Genomic DNA, 15519 nt, shown 5'->3' with positions numbered 1-15519 from the left:
AGCGCACGACAGCTTCATGTGCGGACGACGGAAGACGGCACGCGGGGGAGTCGAGGGAGGGGCGCGGCATGGGGGCGGATCAGATCAGGCGGTGGGAATCGGGCGCGCTCGCCCACGCCGTCACGGACCCGTTCGGCCAAGGGCCCCTGCCCTGGCTGCGCGGGTCGGAGAACTACTTCGACGACACCGGCCAGGTCGTCCCCTGGTACGCCGACGAGACGCTGGCCCGCGGCGGCAGCGGAGGTCCGCGCACCGCGGACGACGTACGGAGCCAGATCAAGGGCTTCGTCTCCAACGGGGCCGTGGCCCCCGGCGAGGCGATCGATTTCCACATCACGGTGGACCCGCCGCAGCAGTTCTCGGTCGACATCTACCGGATCGGTCACTACGCGGGCGAGGGCGCCACCAAGATCACCACCAGCCCCCGCCTCGCCGGCATCGTCCAGCCCGCCCCGCTCACCGCCGACCGCACGGTCTCCTGCCACCACTGGTGGCAGTCCTGGCGGCTGCAGATCCCGGCGCACTGGTCCATCGGCGCGTACGTCGCCGTGCTCACCACCGCCGACGGCTACCGCTCCCACATCCCCTTCACCGTCCGGGACGACCACCCCGCCGACCTCCTCCTCGTCCTCCCGGACATCACCTGGCAGGCGTACAACCTCTACCCGGAGGACGGCCGGACGGGCGCCAGCCTCTACCACGCGTGGGACGAGCAGGGCCGGCTCCTCGGCGAGGAGGACGCGGCGATCACGGTCTCCTTCGACCGCCCCTACGCGGGCGCGGGTCTCCCCCTGCACGTGGGCCACGCCTACGACTTCATCCGCTGGGCCGAGCGGTACGGCTACGACCTCGCCTACGCCGAGACCCGCGACCTGCACGCCGGCCGCGTCGACCCGACCCGCTACCGGGGCCTGGTCTTCCCCGGTCACGACGAGTACTGGTCCGTCCCCATGCGCCGGACCGTCGAACTCGCCCGCGAGCAGGGCACCTCCCTCGTCTTCCTCTCCGCCAACACCATGTACTGGCAGGTGGAGCTGGGCCCCTCCCCGTCCGGGGTGCCCGACCGGCTCCTCACCTGCCGCAAGCGCCGGGGCCCCGGCCGTCCGGCCCTCTGGCGCGAGGTCGACCGCCCGGAGCAGCAGCTGCTCGGCATCCAGTACGCGGGCCGGGTGCCCGAGCCGCACCCGCTGGTCGTACGGAACGCGGACCACTGGCTCTGGGAGGCCACCGGCGCCGGGGACGGGGACGAGATCCCCGGGCTGGTCGCGGGCGAGGCCGACCGCTACTTCCCGCGCACCGCGCTCCCCGAGCACGAGGCCAGGATCCTGCTCGCCCACTCGCCCTACCGGGACAGCGAGGGCGCCCTGCGCCACCAGGAGACCTCGCTCTACCGGGCCCCGTCCGGGGCGTGGGTCTTCGCGTCGGGCACCTTCGCCTGGTCCCCCGCCCTGGACCGGCCGGGCCATGTCGACCCCCGGATCCAGCGCGCCACCGCGAACCTCCTGGACCGCATCTGTAAGAGGGACTGACCGCCGGAAGCGGAACTGACCAGGGCGTTCGAGGGGCCGCGCGTCGCGCATCCGCTCGCGTGCGAGAGAATCGAAGCGTTCCTGGATCAACCTACGCGGAGGAACCGTGTCCGGATTCGTAGAAAAGCCCGAGCCTGTCCAGGTCCCGGGCCTGACCCACCTCCACACGGGCAAGGTGCGTGACCTCTACCAGAACGAGGCCGGCGACCTCGTGATGGTGGCCAGTGACCGCATGTCCGCGTACGACTGGGTCCTGCCGACCGAGATCCCCGACAAGGGGCGGGTGCTCACCCAGCTCTCCCTGTGGTGGTTCGACCGGCTCGCCGACCTCGCCCCCAACCACGTCATCTCCACCGACGTCCCGGCCGGCGCCCCCGCCGACTGGGCGGGCCGCACCCTCGTCTGCCAGTCCCTGGCGATGGTCCCGGTCGAGTGCGTGGCCCGCGGCTATCTGACCGGCTCCGGCCTGGTCGAGTACAACGAGTCCCGCACGGTCTGCGGCATCGGGCTTCCCGAGGGGCTCAGCGACGGCTCCGAGCTGCCCGCGCCGATCTTCACCCCGGCCACCAAGGCCGCCGTCGGCGACCACGACGAGAACGTGTCGTACGAGGAGGTCGCCCGCCAGGTCGGCGCGGAGACCGCCGCGCTGCTGCGCCAGACGACCCTCGCCGTCTACGGCCGGGCCCGGGACATCGCCCGCGAGCGCGGGATCATCCTCGCCGACACCAAGTTCGAGTTCGGCTTCGTGTCGACCGAGGACGGTGAGCGGCTGATCCTCGCCGACGAGGTCCTCACCCCGGACTCGTCCCGCTTCTGGCCGGCCGAGCAGTGGGAGCCGGGCCGCGCCCAGCCCTCGTACGACAAGCAGTTCGTCCGCGACTGGCTGACCTCCCCGGCCTCCGGCTGGGACCGCGCGAGCGAGCAGCCGCCGCCCGCGCTCCCGCAGGAGATCGTGGCCGCGACCCGCGCCAAGTACATCGAGGCGTACGAGCTGCTGACCGGCAACACCTGGCAGTAGGACGGTCCCGACGACACGAAGAAGCCCCCGGTCCGAGAGACTGGGGGCTTCTTTCATGGAGCGGACGACGAGATTCGAACTCGCGACCCTCACCTTGGCAAGGTGATGCTCTACCAACTGAGCCACGTCCGCATGCGCCGTAGCGCGGGGCCAACTATACCCAACCTTTCTCGCGGGCGAGACGCACCGCCGTGTGACGGTTCTCGGCACCGAGCTTCGCGGCGGCCGAGGAGAGGTAGTTCCGGACGGTCCCCTGCGAGAGCGAGGCCCGCTCGGCGATCTCCGCGACCGGCGCGCCGTCGGCCGCGATTTCCAGCACCTCGGCCTCGCGCGCGGTCAGCGGGGAGTCCCCGGCGGCGATCGCGTCGGCGGCCAACTCCGGGTCCACGTACCGGTTTCCGGCGTGCACGGTACGGATCAGCTCGGCCAGTCGCTGGGCGCTGACGGTCTTCGGCACGAAGCCCCGCACGCCGGCCGAGAGGGCCCGCTTGAGGTGCCCGGGGCGGCCATGGCTGGTCACGATCATGGTGCGGCAGCCGGGCAGTTCGTCCCGCAGCGCTGTGGCGACCCTCACACCGTCGAGGCCCGGCATCTGCAGATCGAGGACGGCGACATCGGGCCGGTGGGCGCGGGCCATGGCGAGCGCCTCCGGCCCGGTGGCGGCCTCGGCGACGACCACGAGATCGTCCTCCAACGCGAGCAGCGCGGCGAGCGCGCCCCGGATCAGATGCTCGTCGTCGGCGAGCAGCACCCGTACGGAAGGGGGTGATTCCGGCGGAACAGATGGAACGGATGGAACAGATGTAACGGATGGAACAGATGTGACGGATGGAACGGGCAGTTCGGATGGTGCCGGCGGTTCGGACGGTACGGGCGGTTCGGACGGTTCGGGCGGTACGGGTACGGTCATCCCACCCGCCCCCGCTCCGCCGCCGCGACCGGTACGAGCGCCGTCACCTGGAACGTACCGCCGTCGTCCGGCCCCGCCTCCAGGGTCCCGTCCACCGTCGCGAGCCGCTCCCGCAGTCCCGCGAGGCCCGAACCACGCCCCATCACCGCCCCTTCCCGTACACCGTCGTTCCGTACCGTCAGCAGCACCGAACCGTCCTTCTCACGCAGCGAGATCGCGCAACTCCGCGCGTCCCCGTGCCGCAGCACGTTGGTCGTCGTCTCCCGCACCACCCAGCCGAGCACCGACTGGACGCCGGCCGGGAGTTCCAGCGGCACCAGGTCGACCGCGCAGTCGATGCCTGCGGCCCCGAGCACCCCGCGCGCGCCCTCCAGCTCGACGCGCAGGTCCGCCTCCCGGTATCCCCGCACCACGTCCCGCACCTCCCGCTGGGACTCCTGCGCGATGCGCTGCACCTCGATCATCTGGTCCACGGCCTCGGGCCGTTCGCGCCGCGCGAGCTGAACGGCGAGCTCGCTCTTGAGGGCGATCACCGACAGGTTGCGGCCCATGACGTCGTGCAGGTCGCGGCCGAAGCGGAGCCGCTCCTCGGCGACGGCGAGCCGGGCCTTCAGGTCGCGGGAGCGCTCCAGCTCCCAGACGATCTTCATCAACCAGGCGGAGAACCCGCAGGCGGCGGCGAGGCCGCCCCCGCCCAGGGTGATCGCGACCGCGTAGCCGGCGCCCTCGCCGGGGTGCGCGCCCGTCGCGACGACGGCGGCGCCGATCGCGAGCGCGGTGGCCGGGACGATGTACAGCATGCGTCGGCGCCGCCGTACGCAGAGCACCACGCCGCCGAGGGCGAAGGTGACCAGGCCGGTGACGAGGGCGGCGGCGGTCGCCGGGTCCTCGACGGCGCCCGTGGCCCGCAGCGCGATCACGGCGAGCGAACCCGCCGTCGTCAGCACGACCATGGCGGTCGCGAGCCGGACCGGCCGGTCGCGCCGGTCCAGGGCCCAGTCCAGCGCGCGTGAGGAGAGCACGGCGTTCAGCACGGCGTGTGCGCAGACCAGCAGCGTCAGGGCGAGGCCGAGGGAGGAGCCGAGCGGGTTGTGGCCGGAGTCCGCGATCGGCACCAGACCGATGGCGCCGATCTCGATCACCATGAAGAAGTGGAAGCTCCACCGGGTGTACAGCTCGACCTTGGCGGCGCTCCCGCGCCCGCTCCACCACCCCGTCAGCCTGGACATGTGCCCCGGCCCCCTCTCTAGCGTCGCGGCTCCCAGCGGAACCACTTCCGCACAGCAAACACGGTGAGAACGCCCCAGGCCAGCGTGGTCAGTGCGGCGGTCACCAGCTCCCTGGTGTCCCCGACGCCGAGCCAGCCGGCCCGCACGAACTCCATGACCCCGCTGAACGGCAGCAGTTGGGTGAGGCTCGCCGCCAGGTCCGGCAGGACGTCGCGGGGCACCATCAGCCCCGAGCCCATGGCGGAGATCAGGAAGAACGGCAGGGTGGTGAGGCCGGCGCTCTCCACGTTCCGGGTGAGGGCGGTGGTCGCGGCGGCGAGGCCGGCGAGCAGCAGGACGGCGGCGACCAGGCCGAGCACGAGCAGGTCGGGCCTGCGCGGCGCGGGTACGTCGAGGGCGAGGGCGCCGCCGACGGTGAGGACGGCGCACTGGGCCAGCGCGATGGCGGCGGACGGGAGCGCGGCGCCGCCGAGGATCTCCAGGTCGGTCGCCTCGCCGGTGCGCAGCCGTTTGAGGACGAGTTCTTCGCGCCGGGCGACGAGGGCGGAGACCAGGCCCATGTAGACGACGAGGACGAGGACCATCCCGGTGCCGCCGATGAGGGTGGTTCCCGCCATGCCGCCGGGCAGATCGTCCGTACTCATCTGCCCGAGCGAGGACCGCAGCACGAAGATCATCAGCAGCGGCATGAGGAGCGCGATGAAGAGGTTGTTCTTGTTGCGCCCGAGGAGGGTGAGTTCGGCCCGTCCGAGCGAGGTCATCCGGCGTGCGGTCGCGTTCATCGGGCGTTCTCCAGGTCCACGTTCGGGTCCGCGTTCGGGTCCGCGTTCGGGTCGGTGTTCAGGCCGGTGCTCGGGCCGGTGCTCGGGCCGGTGTTCAGGCGGGTGCTCGGGCCGGTGTTGAGGCCGGTGTTCAGGTCGAGGCCCAGGTCATGGCCCAGGCCCTGGGCGTCGGTGCGGGAGGCGATCTCGAGGAAGGCCTCTTCGAGAGTGGCCGAGCGGGCGTCGAGCCCGCCGAGCCGTACGTCGGTCTCCCGGGCCCAGTCGAGGAGTTCGCCGAGCGCGTCCTGGAGGGCGTGCGTACGGATCTCCACGCGCCGCCCCTGCGCGGCGGCCTTCAACGTGAGCGGGAGCCGGCCCGGCTCGACGCCCTCGGGGAGGGTGAAGCGGATCCGGGAGGGTCGGGCCGCGGTGACCTCGGCGGGCGTCCCGGAGAGCACGATGCGCCCCTGGTGCATGATCGCGAGCCGGTCCGCGAGGGACTCGGCCTCCTCCAGGTAGTGCGTGGTGAGGACGACCGTCGTCCCCTCGTCGCGGAGCGCCCGCACCAGCTCCCAGGTGTCGCGCCGGCCCTCGGCGTCGAGTCCCGTGGTCGGCTCGTCGAGGAAGAGGACCTCGGGACGGCCGAGGAGCGCGAGAGCGAGGTCGAGGCGACGCCGTTCGCCGCCGGACAGCTGCTTGATCCGCACCTTCTCGCGCGAGCCGAGCCCGACGGCCGCGAGGGCTTCGCCGGTCGGCCGTGCGCCGGTGGTGCAGCCGGCCCACATCCGTACGGTTTCGGCCACGGTCAGGTCGGACGGGAAGCCGCCCTCCTGGAGCATCACCCCGATCCGGGGACGGACGGCGGTCCGTTCCCGGTACGGGTCGTGGCCGAGGACGCGTACCGTGCCGCCGCTGGGCGCGGCGAGGCCCTCCAGGAGCTCGACCGTGGAGGTCTTGCCGGCTCCGTTGGTCCCGAGGAGGGCGAAGATCTCGCCTCGGGGGACGGCGAGGGAGATCCCGTTTACGGCGGCGAATCCACCGGAGTAGGTCCGGCGGAGGTCGTCGGCCTCGATCACGTTGGTCATGGCTTCAGCCTTCCGCCGGACGGGGGCGGTCGGCAGTGCGTGCTGTCATCACCGCACATGACAAATGTCAGTACGGGGCCCCGCCATGGGCGGACACGACGAAGGCCCCGGTTCGTGAGAACCGGGGCCTTCGATCAACGAGCGGACGACGAGATTCGAACTCGCGACCCTCACCTTGGCAAGGTGATGCTCTACCAACTGAGCCACGTCCGCATTGCTGCCGCTCAGCTCTCACTGGGCGGTGCGAGCACCACTGTACCCGATGCACCGGAGTGCTCGGTAATGCGATGCAGAGCGGGTGACAGGAATTGCACACTGCGCCTTCCCCCTGGAAGGGGGATGTTCTACTACTGAACTACACCCGCACGCTGCGTGAGGTTCGGCCCTGCGGCCTTGCCCCTCGGCGTGATCCAGACTCTAGCCGATCAACAGGGGTGCAGTGCAACTCGGTAGCCGACGCGCGTCCGGGCCGCCGGTTCAACTGGCCTCGCGGAACGCCTCGTAGACCCGCTTCGGGATGCGGCCGCGGGCGGGCACGTCCATCTTGTTGGACTGCGCCCAGGCGCGGACCGCCGCCGGGTCGGGGGCCAGGGCGGTGTGCTTGTACGAAGCCACCGTGGCGGGAGCTCCGCCGGCCCGGGCGGTGGCGGCCTTACCCGTCAGCTTCCGACCGGCCGCGAGGTAGGGCGCCAGCGCCTTGCGCAGTTTCTTTGCATTGGCGGGATTCAGGTCGATCTCGTACGTCTTCCCGTCCAGGCCGAACGCCACCGTTTCCGCCGCTTCTCCTCCGTCGATGTCATCGGAGAGAGTGACCACTACTCGCTGAGCCACGGATATCGGTCCTTTCCTGCGGTGTGCCATGATCGTCTCGGCGTGTGAAGCGGCTCTGACGTGCGGCGACACCGGCTTTACGGCTACCCCGGGGCAATGCTGCTTTCCTCTGTATTCCTTTGTACAGCGGTAGGCCTCGCATTGTGAAGCCCAGCCAATTACATCAGCGTGTCTCCCGCAATGGGCCGCGCAATATTTCACTTGAATTTTCCGTGGGGATCTCCGGGTGCCTTTGTAGGGTCCTCCAGTTGTCTACTCGCGTAGAATTTGGAGACAGGTACGCTGAGGGAACCGCCCACGCAACACACCACCGGGAGTGCCAGTGGCACGCGTCGTAGTCGACGTCATGCTCAAGCCGGAGATCCTCGACCCCCAGGGCCAGGCCGTGCAGCGTGCACTGCCCCGCCTCGGATTCGAGGGAATCGCCGACGTCCGCCAGGGAAAGCGCTTCGAGCTGGAGGTGGAGGGACCGGTCGACGAGGCCGCCCTCGCCCGCATCCATGAGATGGCCGAAACCTTTCTCGCCAACACCGTCATCGAGGACTTCACCGTCAAGGTCGAGTCCACGGAGACCGCCGGGGCTTCCTCGTGACCGCCCGCCCGTCACCCACCACCATGCGTGACGGAGGCCCTTCGGGCCGCGGAAACACTCGAATCGGCGTCGTCACGTTCCCCGGAACGCTGGACGACCAGGACGCGCTGCGCGCCGTCCGCCTGGCGGGCGCCGAGCCCGTCTCGCTCTGGCACCGCGACAGGGACCTCAAGCAGGTCGACGCCGTGGTCCTGGCGGGTGGCTTCTCCTACGGCGACTACCTGCGGGCCGGAGCCATCTCCCGTTTCTCGCCGGTGATGGAGCCGCTCATCGAGCAGGCGAAGGCGGGCATGCCCGTCCTCGGCATCTGCAACGGCTTCCAGATCCTCACCGAGGCCCACCTGCTGCCGGGCGCGATGCTGCGCAACAACCACCTGCACTTCATCTGCCGCGACCAGAAGCTGCGGGTGGAGAACGCGGACACCGCCTGGACGTCCGACTACGAGCAGGGTCAGGAGATCCAGGTCCCGCTCAAGAACATGGACGGCCGGTACGTCGCCGACGCGCGGGTGCTCGACGAGCTGGAGGCCGAGGGACGGGTGGCCTTCCGCTACCTCGACGTCAACCCCAACGGCTCGCTCCGTGACATCGCGGGCATCACCAACGCCGCCGGGAACGTCGTCGGCCTCATGCCGCACCCCGAGCACGCCGTCGAGCCGCTGATCGGTACGGGCCGTACCGACGGGCTCGGTTTCTTCACCTCGATCCTCAAGAAGCTGGTCAACGCCTGATGAGCCTCGACACCGTCAAGCACGCCACCGGGACCCCGGACAGCGAGCAGCCCTGGAAGGAGCTCGGCCTCAAGGAGGACGAGTACGCGCGTATCCGCGAGATCCTCGGCCGCCGCCCCACGGGTGCCGAGCTCGCCATGTACTCCGTCATGTGGTCCGAGCACTGCTCGTACAAGAGCAGCAAGGTCCACCTGAAGCAGTTCGGCGAGAAGGTCCCGGAGAACGACGCCATGCTCGTCGGGATCGGCGAGAACGCGGGCGTCGTCGACGTCGGCCAGGGCTACGCGGTCACCTTCAAGGTCGAGTCGCACAACCACCCCTCGTACATCGAGCCCTACCAGGGCGCGGCCACCGGCGTCGGCGGCATCGTCCGCGACATCCTCGCCATGGGGGCCCGCCCGGTCGCGGTCGTCGACCCGCTGCGCTTCGGCGCGGCCGACCACCCCGACACCAAGCGCGTGCTTCCCGGTGTCGTCGCCGGCATCGGCGGCTACGGCAACTGCCTGGGCCTGCCGAACATCGGCGGCGAGGTCGTCTTCGACGCGTGCTACCAGGGCAACCCGCTGGTCAACGCCGGTTGCATCGGTGTCATGAAGCACGAGGACATCCACCTGGCCAAGGCCTCCGGCCCCGGCAACAAGGTGATCCTCTACGGCGCCCGTACCGGCGGCGACGGCATCGGCGGCGTCTCGGTCCTCGCGTCCGAGACCTTCGACGACACGAAGCCGACGAAGCGCCCGGCGGTCCAGGTCGGCGACCCGTTCCAGGAGAAGCTCCTCATCGAGTGCACCCTGGAGATCTTCCAGGAGAAGCTGGTCGCGGGCATCCAGGACCTGGGTGGCGCCGGTCTCTCCTGCGCCACCTCCGAGCTGGCGAGCGCCGGCTCCGGCGGCATGCGCGTCGAGCTCGACCGGGTCCACCTGCGCGACGCGACGCTCTCGCCCGAGGAGATCCTCATGAGCGAGTCGCAGGAGCGCATGTGCGCGATCGTCGAGCCCGAGCACGTCGACCGCTTCCTGGAGATCTGCGAGAAGTGGGACGTCATCGCCACCGTCATCGGTGAGGTGACCGAGGGCGAGCGTCTGGAGATCTTCTGGCACGGCGAGCAGATCGTCGACGTGCCGCCGCGCACGGTCGCGCACGAGGGCCCGGTCTACCACCGGCCGTACGCGCGCCCCGCGTGGCAGGACGCGCTCCAGGCCGACGACGCGAACAAGCTGCCCCGGCCGCAGGACGGCGCGGAGCTCAAGGACCAGGTCCTGAAGCTGGTCTCGTCCCCGAACCAGGCGTCGAAGTCCTGGATCACGGACCAGTACGACCGGTTCGTGCAGGGCAACACGGTGCTCGCGCAGCCCGAGGACGCGGGCATGGTCCGGATCGACGACGAGACCAACCTCGGCGTCGCCATGGCGACCGACGGCAACGGCCGGTACGCGAAGCTCGACCCGTACGCGGGTGCGCAGCTCGCGCTGGCGGAGGCGTACCGCAACGTCGCCGCCTCCGGTGCCAAGCCGCTGGCGATCTCGGACTGCCTGAACTTCGGGTCGCCCGAGGACCCGGCCGTGATGTGGCAGTTCGCCGAGGCCACCCGTGGTCTCGCGGACGGCTGCCTCCAGCTCGGCACCCCGGTGACCGGCGGCAACGTCTCGCTGTACAACCAGACCGGCGAGGTCGCCATCCACCCGACGCCGGTCGTGGCCGTGCTCGGTGTGATCGACGACGTCAACCGCCGTACGCCGATCGCCTTCGCGGAAGAGGGCCAGCTCCTCTACCTGCTGGGCGACACGCGTGAGGAGTTCGGCGGCTCCGCCTGGTCCGAGGTGATCCACCAGCACCTCGGCGGCCTGCCGCCGGCCGTGGACCTCGACCGGGAGAAGCTGCTCGGCGAGATCCTGATCTCCGCCTCCCGCGACGGCATGATCGACGCGGCGCACGACCTGTCCGACGGCGGTCTGGTCCAGGCGGTCGTCGAGTCCTGCCTGCGGGGCGGCACCGGCGCGCGGCTGGTCGTCCCGGAGGGTCTGGACGCGTTCACGTTCCTCTTCAGCGAGTCGGCCGGGCGCGCGGTCGTGGCCGTCCCGCGCAGCGAGGAGCTCCGCTTCACCGACATGTGCGGCGCGCGGGGTCTCCCGGCGACGCGGATCGGTGTCGTGGACGGCGAGGAGATCGACGTGCAGGGCGAGTTCGCCATCGCGCTGAGCGAGCTGCGCACCGCCCACGAGGCGACGATCCCGGCCCTGCTGGCCTGATTACGGAGCAGCACGGGAGCCCCCGTCCGGACCTTCGGGTCCGGGCGGGGGTTTTCTCGTTCTTCTTCGACCGAGCGGCTGCTCGACGCGGACTGGGCCGAGACCGCCGACTCCCTCGCCGCGCTCGGCCATCCCGTACGGCTCCGGCTGCTGCGGGAGATCCTCGGCGGCCGGCGCACCGCGGCCGAACTGGCGGAGCCGGCGGACCTGGGCACGACCGGCCAGATCTACCACCACCTGCGCCGACTGACCGGCGCGGGCTGGCTCCACACCACGGGACGCGGCCGCTACGCGGTGCCGGGAGCCCGGGTCGTCCCGCTCCTGGTGGTCCTCACCGCGGCCCGTGGTTGACCACGACATCCACGACGTCCAGGGGGAAGTGATCATGGCGCGCAAGGCGGCGACGGTGCTCCATCGCGGACTGTGGCTGGTGTTCGCCGTGCAGGCGCTCGCCTCGGTCCTCGTCGACCTGCCCTATCCGTACTGGGCGGGCTGGCTGCCCGCGCTCGCCGCGATGGCGGTCGGCGTCACGCTGGCCGGGACGGGCCGCAGGCGTGACGCGGCGGGCTCGCGGCCCCCGGTCGAGGTGGGTCCGCCGGTCACCGGCCGCTGGTCGGCGCTGAACAGCCCGGCGGACCGGACACCCAGCCACGGAACGCACCAGTACGGCCAGACGGCGGGCCAACTCCTCGCCCGGTGCGGCAACTCCGGCAACTCCACCGAACCGCACGTGCACTTCCAGCTGATGGACGGCCCCGACCTCGACACGGCCCGGGGCGTGCCGTTCAGCTGGCGGGGCGTGGGGGTGCCGAAGAACGGCGAGACGTTCCTCGCGGGAGACACCGGCGCCTACTCCGGCTGACCCCAGAAGGCGTCCGCCTCGTCGATGTCCGCGACGCACTCGTCGATGTCGGAGATCTTGCCGCCGATGATCGTGAAGAAGAGACCGCCCTTCATCTCCAGGCCGCGGTCTCCGCGGTCGGCGAAGTAGGTGTGCGTGGACATGGCGTGTCCGCGTCCGTCCACGGCGACGCCCTCCAGCTCCACCCGCATGGTCCCGTGGGACAGGTCGGACAGCTGTTGGTACATGGCCAGGATGTTCTCCCGGCCCTTGAAGTGTCCGGACACCTGGCTCTCGCCCGGTGCGTGGTGCGTGCAGTCGGCCGTCATCATCTCGGCGAGGGTCGCCAGATCTCCCTTGCCGAACGCTTCGTAGCCCTGGCGCACCACGGCCGCGTCGGGGTGCATGGCCATGGTCGTTCCGCCCTTCTCGTCCGTGCGGTCGGTGATGGTCGTCCCCTCCAGTCTCCGACTACCCTCGCCCCCATGCCACCGGCCAAGAAGCGCACGCGCAGCTACGACTCCGCCAAGATCAGGGCGGCCGTGCTCGCCCAGTTCCGGAACGTACGAGAGGCGGTGGCGGGGCTCGGCCCGGAGCAGCTCGACGGGCCGACGCGGCTGGGGGAGTGGACCGTACGGGAGCTGGCCGCGCACATCGCCTGGATGGCCGACTCCGTCCCGCGGCTGCTGGCCGAGCCCGAGCCGGCCAAGCAGGAACTGGCCCTGCTCGACTGGCCGTTCGTGACCGCGTCCGGGGCCGGGCGGATCGACGAGCACACCCGCGGGATCGAGGCCTCCGACCTGCCGGGCCTGTACGCCCGGACCCTGGAGGTGTACGAGGAGCGGATCGCCGACGCCTCCGACGAGCGGCTGCTTCCGGTCAGCTTCGGCGCCATGCGGCTGGCCGACTTCCTCGTCACCCGGACCGTCGAACTCGTCGTCCACACCGACGACCTGAACGCGGCGACCGGCCTGGACATCCCGTACGACCGCCAGGCGCTGGCCGCCTGTACGCGGCTGCTGGCGGACGCGCTCGCGGTGAAGGCGCCGGGCGGGGCGGTCGAGGTGCGGGTCCCGCCCTTCGCGGTCGTCCAGTGCGTGGAGGGGCCACGGCACACCCGGGGCACCCCGCCCAACGTCGTGGAGACCGACCCGCTGACCTGGCTCCGGCTCGCGACCGGCCGGACGCGCTGGGCCGAGGAGCTGCAGGCCGCGCGCGTCGGGGCGAGCGGCGAGCGGGCCGATCTCGCCGCCCTGCTGCCGCTGATGGGCTGAGCGGCGCGGCGGAGTTCGGTCCGTGCCCCGGGGGAGGGGCGGAACCGTCCGTACCGTTCGCACGTCCCATCCCCATGCTGAAGACACGCACCACCGCAGCCACCGCCGTCCTGGCCTCGCTCGTCGTGCTCTCGGCGTGCGGCACGCAGAAGTCCGGCGCCGACCCCGGTTCCGGGTCCGGCGCCGGAACCGTCGCCCCCGACGTGCCCGTCACCGGAGTGCACTGGAACTTCGAGACCGTGACGGTGGCGGGCAAGGAGAGCCGGGCGCCCGACGGCGCCCACATCGAGATCGCCGCGAGCGGCAGGGCGTCGGGGAACAGCGGCTGCAACGGCTTCGGGGCCGAGGTGTCGGTCCAGGGGGACACGGTGACCGTGAAGCAGGGCCAGGGCACCGAGATGGCGTGCCCCGGTGAGCGCGGCGCCTTCGAGGCGGTGCTCCAGAAGGCCCTCGCCGGCGCGATGAAGGCCAAGGTCGAGGGCGACCGCCTCACCCTCACCTCGCCCGACGGCAAGAACGTCGTCGCGCTGACCTCCGAACCGCCCGCGCCCCTCCAGGGCACCACCTGGACCGTCGACTCCCTGCTCTCCGACCAGACGGCCGCCTCCCTGCCCAAGGGCAGCGAGGGCAAGGCCACCTTCGTGGTCGACAAGGACGGCAAGGTCCGCGGCAACCTGGGCTGCAACCGGTTCACGGCCACGGCGAAGGTCACCCCCACGACCCTCACCGTCACCGGCCCGGTCGTGACCACGCGGATGATCTGCTCGTCCCCGCAGATGCAGCTGGAGACCAAGCTGCACGAGCTCCTCGACGGACCGCTCTCGTACGAACTCGGTCACCGCTCCCTCACCCTCACGGGCGCCGACGGCGAGGGCTTCGCGGCCACCGCGACCGCGAAGCCGCAGGAGACGCCCACCGCCCCGAAGCCCTAGGGCTTCCGATCCGGCGCCCCCACCGCCCCGAAGCTAGGGCGTCCGGCCCTGGCTCCCGTACGGCAGCAGCCCCGCGTCCGTCCGTTCCCAGGCGGCCCGCAGTTCGGCCAGCCGCTCCCGCTCGAACGGCGCCCGGTCGGCCTGTTCGCGGACGTCCTCGGTGAGGTGGAAGAGCTGGTCGCGGCCGCTGGTGCCGCGGTAGTACTTCCACTCGCCGCGGCGCAGCGCCCGCTCGCCCCGCACCCGCCAGAAGAGGTCCCGCTCGGCGACCTCCTCGCCCCGCAGCAGGTGCCCGGCGAGGCTGGTGCCGTCCAGCGGGTACGCAGGGTGGGGGCGGGCGCCGGCCAGTTCGAGGAGGGTCGCGGTCCAGTCGGGCGTGTAGACGGGCAGGTCGCTGACCTGGCCGCCGTCGATCCGGGCCGGCCAGCGCAGGATCGACGGGACGCGGATGCCGCCCTCCTGGAGCGAGCCCTTGTTGCCGGCCAGCGGCCAGTTGTAGGAGAAGCGCTCGCCGCCGTTGTCGCTGGCGAAGAAGACGAGGGTGTCGCGCTCCCGCCCGGACCGCTTCAGCGCGGTGAGGACCTTGCCGACCGAACGGTCGAGGTCCTCGACCATCTCCTTGTACTTCTCGATGGAGCCGCCGTCCTGGTGCCAGAGCGCGCTCCGGTCGCCGGCCTTGATCCGCCGGACGATCTCGGCGCTCGTCTCCTCGTCGCCGTCGGCTATCCACGGCCAGTGCGGGGTGGTGAAGTTCAGGTTGAGCAGCCAGGGCCGGTCGTGGTCCCGGGACACGTACTCGCTCGCCCGCTCGGTCAGGATGCGGGTGTAGTAGCGGAGGTCCTTGTAGGGCGCGTCACCCTCGTAGAGGTCGTACTCGCCGCCGAGGCCGAGCTTGGAGTAGTACTCCAGGGCGCCGCCGAAGTTGCCGAAGAACTCGTCCCAGCCGGACCGGGTGGGCGAGTAGTCGGGCAGGTAGCCGCAGTGCCACTTGCCGATGAGCGCGGTGGCGTAGCCGACCTCGCGCAGCCGTGAGGCGAGCGTGGGGTGCGTGGGGTCCAGGCCGACCGACTTGTCGGCGATCGGCTCGGCGAGCCCGCCCTTCGTACGGCCGGGGAAGCGGCCGGTGTAGAGACTGAACCGGGTCGGCGAGCAGGTGGCCGAGCCGGAGTAGGCGTCGGTGAAGCGGACGCCGTCGCGGGCGAGCCGGTCGAGGTTCGGGGTACGGATGTGGGTCGAGCCGTACGAGGATAGATCGGCCCAGCCGAGGTCGTCGCCGAGGATGAACAGGATGTTCGGCCGCCGGGAGCTCCGGCCGTGGGCGGCGCGGAACGGCCGCTCTCCGGGCTGCCCGGCCTCGGCGTGCGCGGTCGCCGCCTGCGCGGCCGGCGTTCCGGAGCCGAGCGAGGTGACGGCGGCCGCCCCGACGGCGGCCCCGCCGAAGGCGCGTCGGGACAGGGGGATCTTGGGCGTGGGCATGGGGGCTCCTCGGAAGGTGCGGGGGTGCGTGAAGGCCGAGCGGGCGCGCGAGGGCGCACGG

Annotated in this window: 15 protein-coding genes, 3 tRNA genes and 1 pseudogene; 9 read left to right on the top strand and 10 right to left on the bottom strand. The window is 71.4% G+C overall.

Going from position 1 to position 15519, the window contains the following annotated elements; all coding sequences use genetic code 11:
- The first annotated feature begins 68 nt into the window (after positions 1-68).
- A complete protein-coding gene (locus tag ACIPPS_RS19200; protein WP_401433296.1) occupies positions 69-1529 on the top strand; it encodes a N,N-dimethylformamidase beta subunit family domain-containing protein in 1461 nt (486 codons plus the stop codon).
- A gap of 106 nt (positions 1530-1635) precedes the next feature.
- A complete protein-coding gene (locus ACIPPS_RS19195) occupies positions 1636-2547 on the top strand; it encodes a phosphoribosylaminoimidazolesuccinocarboxamide synthase (RefSeq protein ID WP_401433294.1) in 912 nt (303 codons plus the stop codon).
- 56 nt (positions 2548-2603) lie between these two features.
- On the opposite strand, the gene ACIPPS_RS19190 is transcribed toward ACIPPS_RS19195, so the two are convergent.
- The 8 genes from ACIPPS_RS19190 to ACIPPS_RS19155 all read right to left on the bottom strand — a co-directional run bounded on the left by ACIPPS_RS19190 (position 2604) and on the right by ACIPPS_RS19155 (position 7363).
- Positions 2604-2679, bottom strand: a tRNA-Gly gene (locus ACIPPS_RS19190).
- Positions 2680-2701: 22 nt separating this feature from the next.
- Positions 2702-3298 (bottom strand): response regulator, encoded by a 597-nt coding sequence (locus ACIPPS_RS19185; RefSeq protein ID WP_401433291.1) that lies wholly within the window; start codon positions 3296-3298, stop codon positions 2702-2704.
- 155 nt (positions 3299-3453) lie between these two features.
- On the bottom strand, positions 3454-4686 hold the full coding sequence (locus tag ACIPPS_RS19180; RefSeq protein ID WP_401433289.1) for a sensor histidine kinase: 1233 nt from the start codon (positions 4684-4686) through the stop codon (positions 3454-3456).
- A gap of 17 nt (positions 4687-4703) precedes the next feature.
- Positions 4704-5468 carry an ABC transporter permease gene (locus ACIPPS_RS19175; RefSeq protein ID WP_401433286.1) on the bottom strand — a complete coding sequence of 255 codons (765 nt, stop codon included), beginning with the start codon at positions 5466-5468 and terminating at the stop codon, positions 4704-4706.
- Entirely contained in the window at positions 5465-6532 is a 1068-nt protein-coding gene (locus ACIPPS_RS19170; protein WP_401433283.1) for an ABC transporter ATP-binding protein, read from the bottom strand. Before ACIPPS_RS19170 ends, ACIPPS_RS19175 begins: the two co-directional genes overlap by 4 nt.
- A 140-nt stretch (positions 6533-6672) precedes the next feature.
- Positions 6673-6745 (bottom strand) — tRNA-Gly (locus tag ACIPPS_RS19165).
- A gap of 80 nt (positions 6746-6825) precedes the next feature.
- Positions 6826-6897, bottom strand: a tRNA-Gly gene (locus ACIPPS_RS19160).
- 112 nt (positions 6898-7009) lie between these two features.
- The gene (locus ACIPPS_RS19155) at positions 7010-7363 is read right to left on the bottom strand and encodes an Lsr2 family protein (RefSeq protein ID WP_401433280.1); all 354 of its coding nucleotides are present in this window, start codon (positions 7361-7363) and stop codon (positions 7010-7012) included.
- A gap of 322 nt (positions 7364-7685) precedes the next feature.
- Between ACIPPS_RS19155 and purS the strand changes: the two genes are divergently transcribed.
- From purS to ACIPPS_RS19130, 5 genes and pseudogenes are all read left to right on the top strand, one after another.
- A complete protein-coding gene (gene purS, locus ACIPPS_RS19150; protein WP_260230829.1) occupies positions 7686-7955 on the top strand; it encodes a phosphoribosylformylglycinamidine synthase subunit PurS in 270 nt (89 codons plus the stop codon).
- 23 nt (positions 7956-7978) lie between these two features.
- The gene (gene purQ / locus ACIPPS_RS19145) at positions 7979-8686 is read left to right on the top strand and encodes a phosphoribosylformylglycinamidine synthase subunit PurQ (protein ID WP_401433277.1); all 708 of its coding nucleotides are present in this window, start codon (positions 7979-7981) and stop codon (positions 8684-8686) included.
- Positions 8686-10935, top strand: a complete 2250-nt coding sequence (purL, locus tag ACIPPS_RS19140) for a phosphoribosylformylglycinamidine synthase subunit PurL (protein ID WP_401433275.1) — start codon at positions 8686-8688, stop codon at positions 10933-10935. Before purQ ends, purL begins: the two co-directional genes overlap by 1 nt.
- A gap of 69 nt (positions 10936-11004) precedes the next feature.
- Positions 11005-11286: pseudogene (locus tag ACIPPS_RS19135) on the top strand (ArsR/SmtB family transcription factor); the annotation flags it as partial.
- A gap of 31 nt (positions 11287-11317) precedes the next feature.
- Complete coding sequence (locus ACIPPS_RS19130; protein ID WP_401434595.1) at positions 11318-11797, top strand: hypothetical protein; 480 nt, start codon at positions 11318-11320, stop codon at positions 11795-11797.
- On the opposite strand, the gene ACIPPS_RS19125 is transcribed toward ACIPPS_RS19130, so the two are convergent.
- Positions 11785-12189, bottom strand: a complete 405-nt coding sequence (locus ACIPPS_RS19125; protein WP_401433273.1) for a nuclear transport factor 2 family protein — start codon at positions 12187-12189, stop codon at positions 11785-11787. The genes ACIPPS_RS19130 and ACIPPS_RS19125 overlap by 13 nt on opposite strands.
- A 72-nt stretch (positions 12190-12261) precedes the next feature.
- Here ACIPPS_RS19125 and ACIPPS_RS19120 point away from each other — a divergent pair, with 72 nt between their 5' ends.
- On the top strand, positions 12262-13050 hold the full coding sequence (locus ACIPPS_RS19120; RefSeq protein ID WP_401433271.1) for a sterol carrier family protein: 789 nt from the start codon (positions 12262-12264) through the stop codon (positions 13048-13050).
- Between the two features lie 74 nt (positions 13051-13124).
- Complete coding sequence (locus tag ACIPPS_RS19115; RefSeq protein ID WP_401433268.1) at positions 13125-13982, top strand: META domain-containing protein; 858 nt, start codon at positions 13125-13127, stop codon at positions 13980-13982.
- 33 nt (positions 13983-14015) lie between these two features.
- On the opposite strand, the gene ACIPPS_RS19110 is transcribed toward ACIPPS_RS19115, so the two are convergent.
- Entirely contained in the window at positions 14016-15458 is a 1443-nt protein-coding gene (locus tag ACIPPS_RS19110; RefSeq protein ID WP_401433266.1) for a sulfatase, read from the bottom strand.
- Positions 15459-15519 lie beyond the last annotated feature (61 nt).

The organism is Streptomyces sp. NPDC090127, from assembly GCF_044746945.1.
Classification (GTDB): Bacteria; Actinomycetota; Actinomycetes; order Streptomycetales; family Streptomycetaceae; genus Streptomyces.
The sequence above is the reverse complement of the archived record's forward strand: the minus strand, read 5'-3'. Positions and strand labels throughout refer to the sequence as shown.

What these genes read in the sequence shown, in the direction of transcription:
- ACIPPS_RS19200 (WP_401433296.1), top strand. Translation starts at nt 69, where the DNA reads ATGGGGGCGGATCAGATCAGGCGGTGGGAATCGGGCGCGCTCGCCCAC.
- ACIPPS_RS19180 (WP_401433289.1), bottom strand. Translation starts at nt 4,686, where the DNA reads ATGTCCAGGCTGACGGGGTGGTGGAGCGGGCGCGGGAGCGCCGCCAAG.
- ACIPPS_RS19175 (WP_401433286.1), bottom strand. Translation starts at nt 5,468, where the DNA reads ATGAACGCGACCGCACGCCGGATGACCTCGCTCGGACGGGCCGAACTC.
- ACIPPS_RS19170 (WP_401433283.1), bottom strand. Translation starts at nt 6,532, where the DNA reads ATGACCAACGTGATCGAGGCCGACGACCTCCGCCGGACCTACTCCGGT.
- purQ (WP_401433277.1), top strand. Translation starts at nt 7,979, where the DNA reads ATGCGTGACGGAGGCCCTTCGGGCCGCGGAAACACTCGAATCGGCGTC.
- purL (WP_401433275.1), top strand. Translation starts at nt 8,686, where the DNA reads ATGAGCCTCGACACCGTCAAGCACGCCACCGGGACCCCGGACAGCGAG.
- ACIPPS_RS19125 (WP_401433273.1), bottom strand. Translation starts at nt 12,189, where the DNA reads ATGGCCATGCACCCCGACGCGGCCGTGGTGCGCCAGGGCTACGAAGCG.
- ACIPPS_RS19120 (WP_401433271.1), top strand. Translation starts at nt 12,262, where the DNA reads ATGCCACCGGCCAAGAAGCGCACGCGCAGCTACGACTCCGCCAAGATC.
- ACIPPS_RS19115 (WP_401433268.1), top strand. Translation starts at nt 13,125, where the DNA reads ATGCTGAAGACACGCACCACCGCAGCCACCGCCGTCCTGGCCTCGCTC.
- ACIPPS_RS19110 (WP_401433266.1), bottom strand. Translation starts at nt 15,458, where the DNA reads ATGCCCACGCCCAAGATCCCCCTGTCCCGACGCGCCTTCGGCGGGGCC.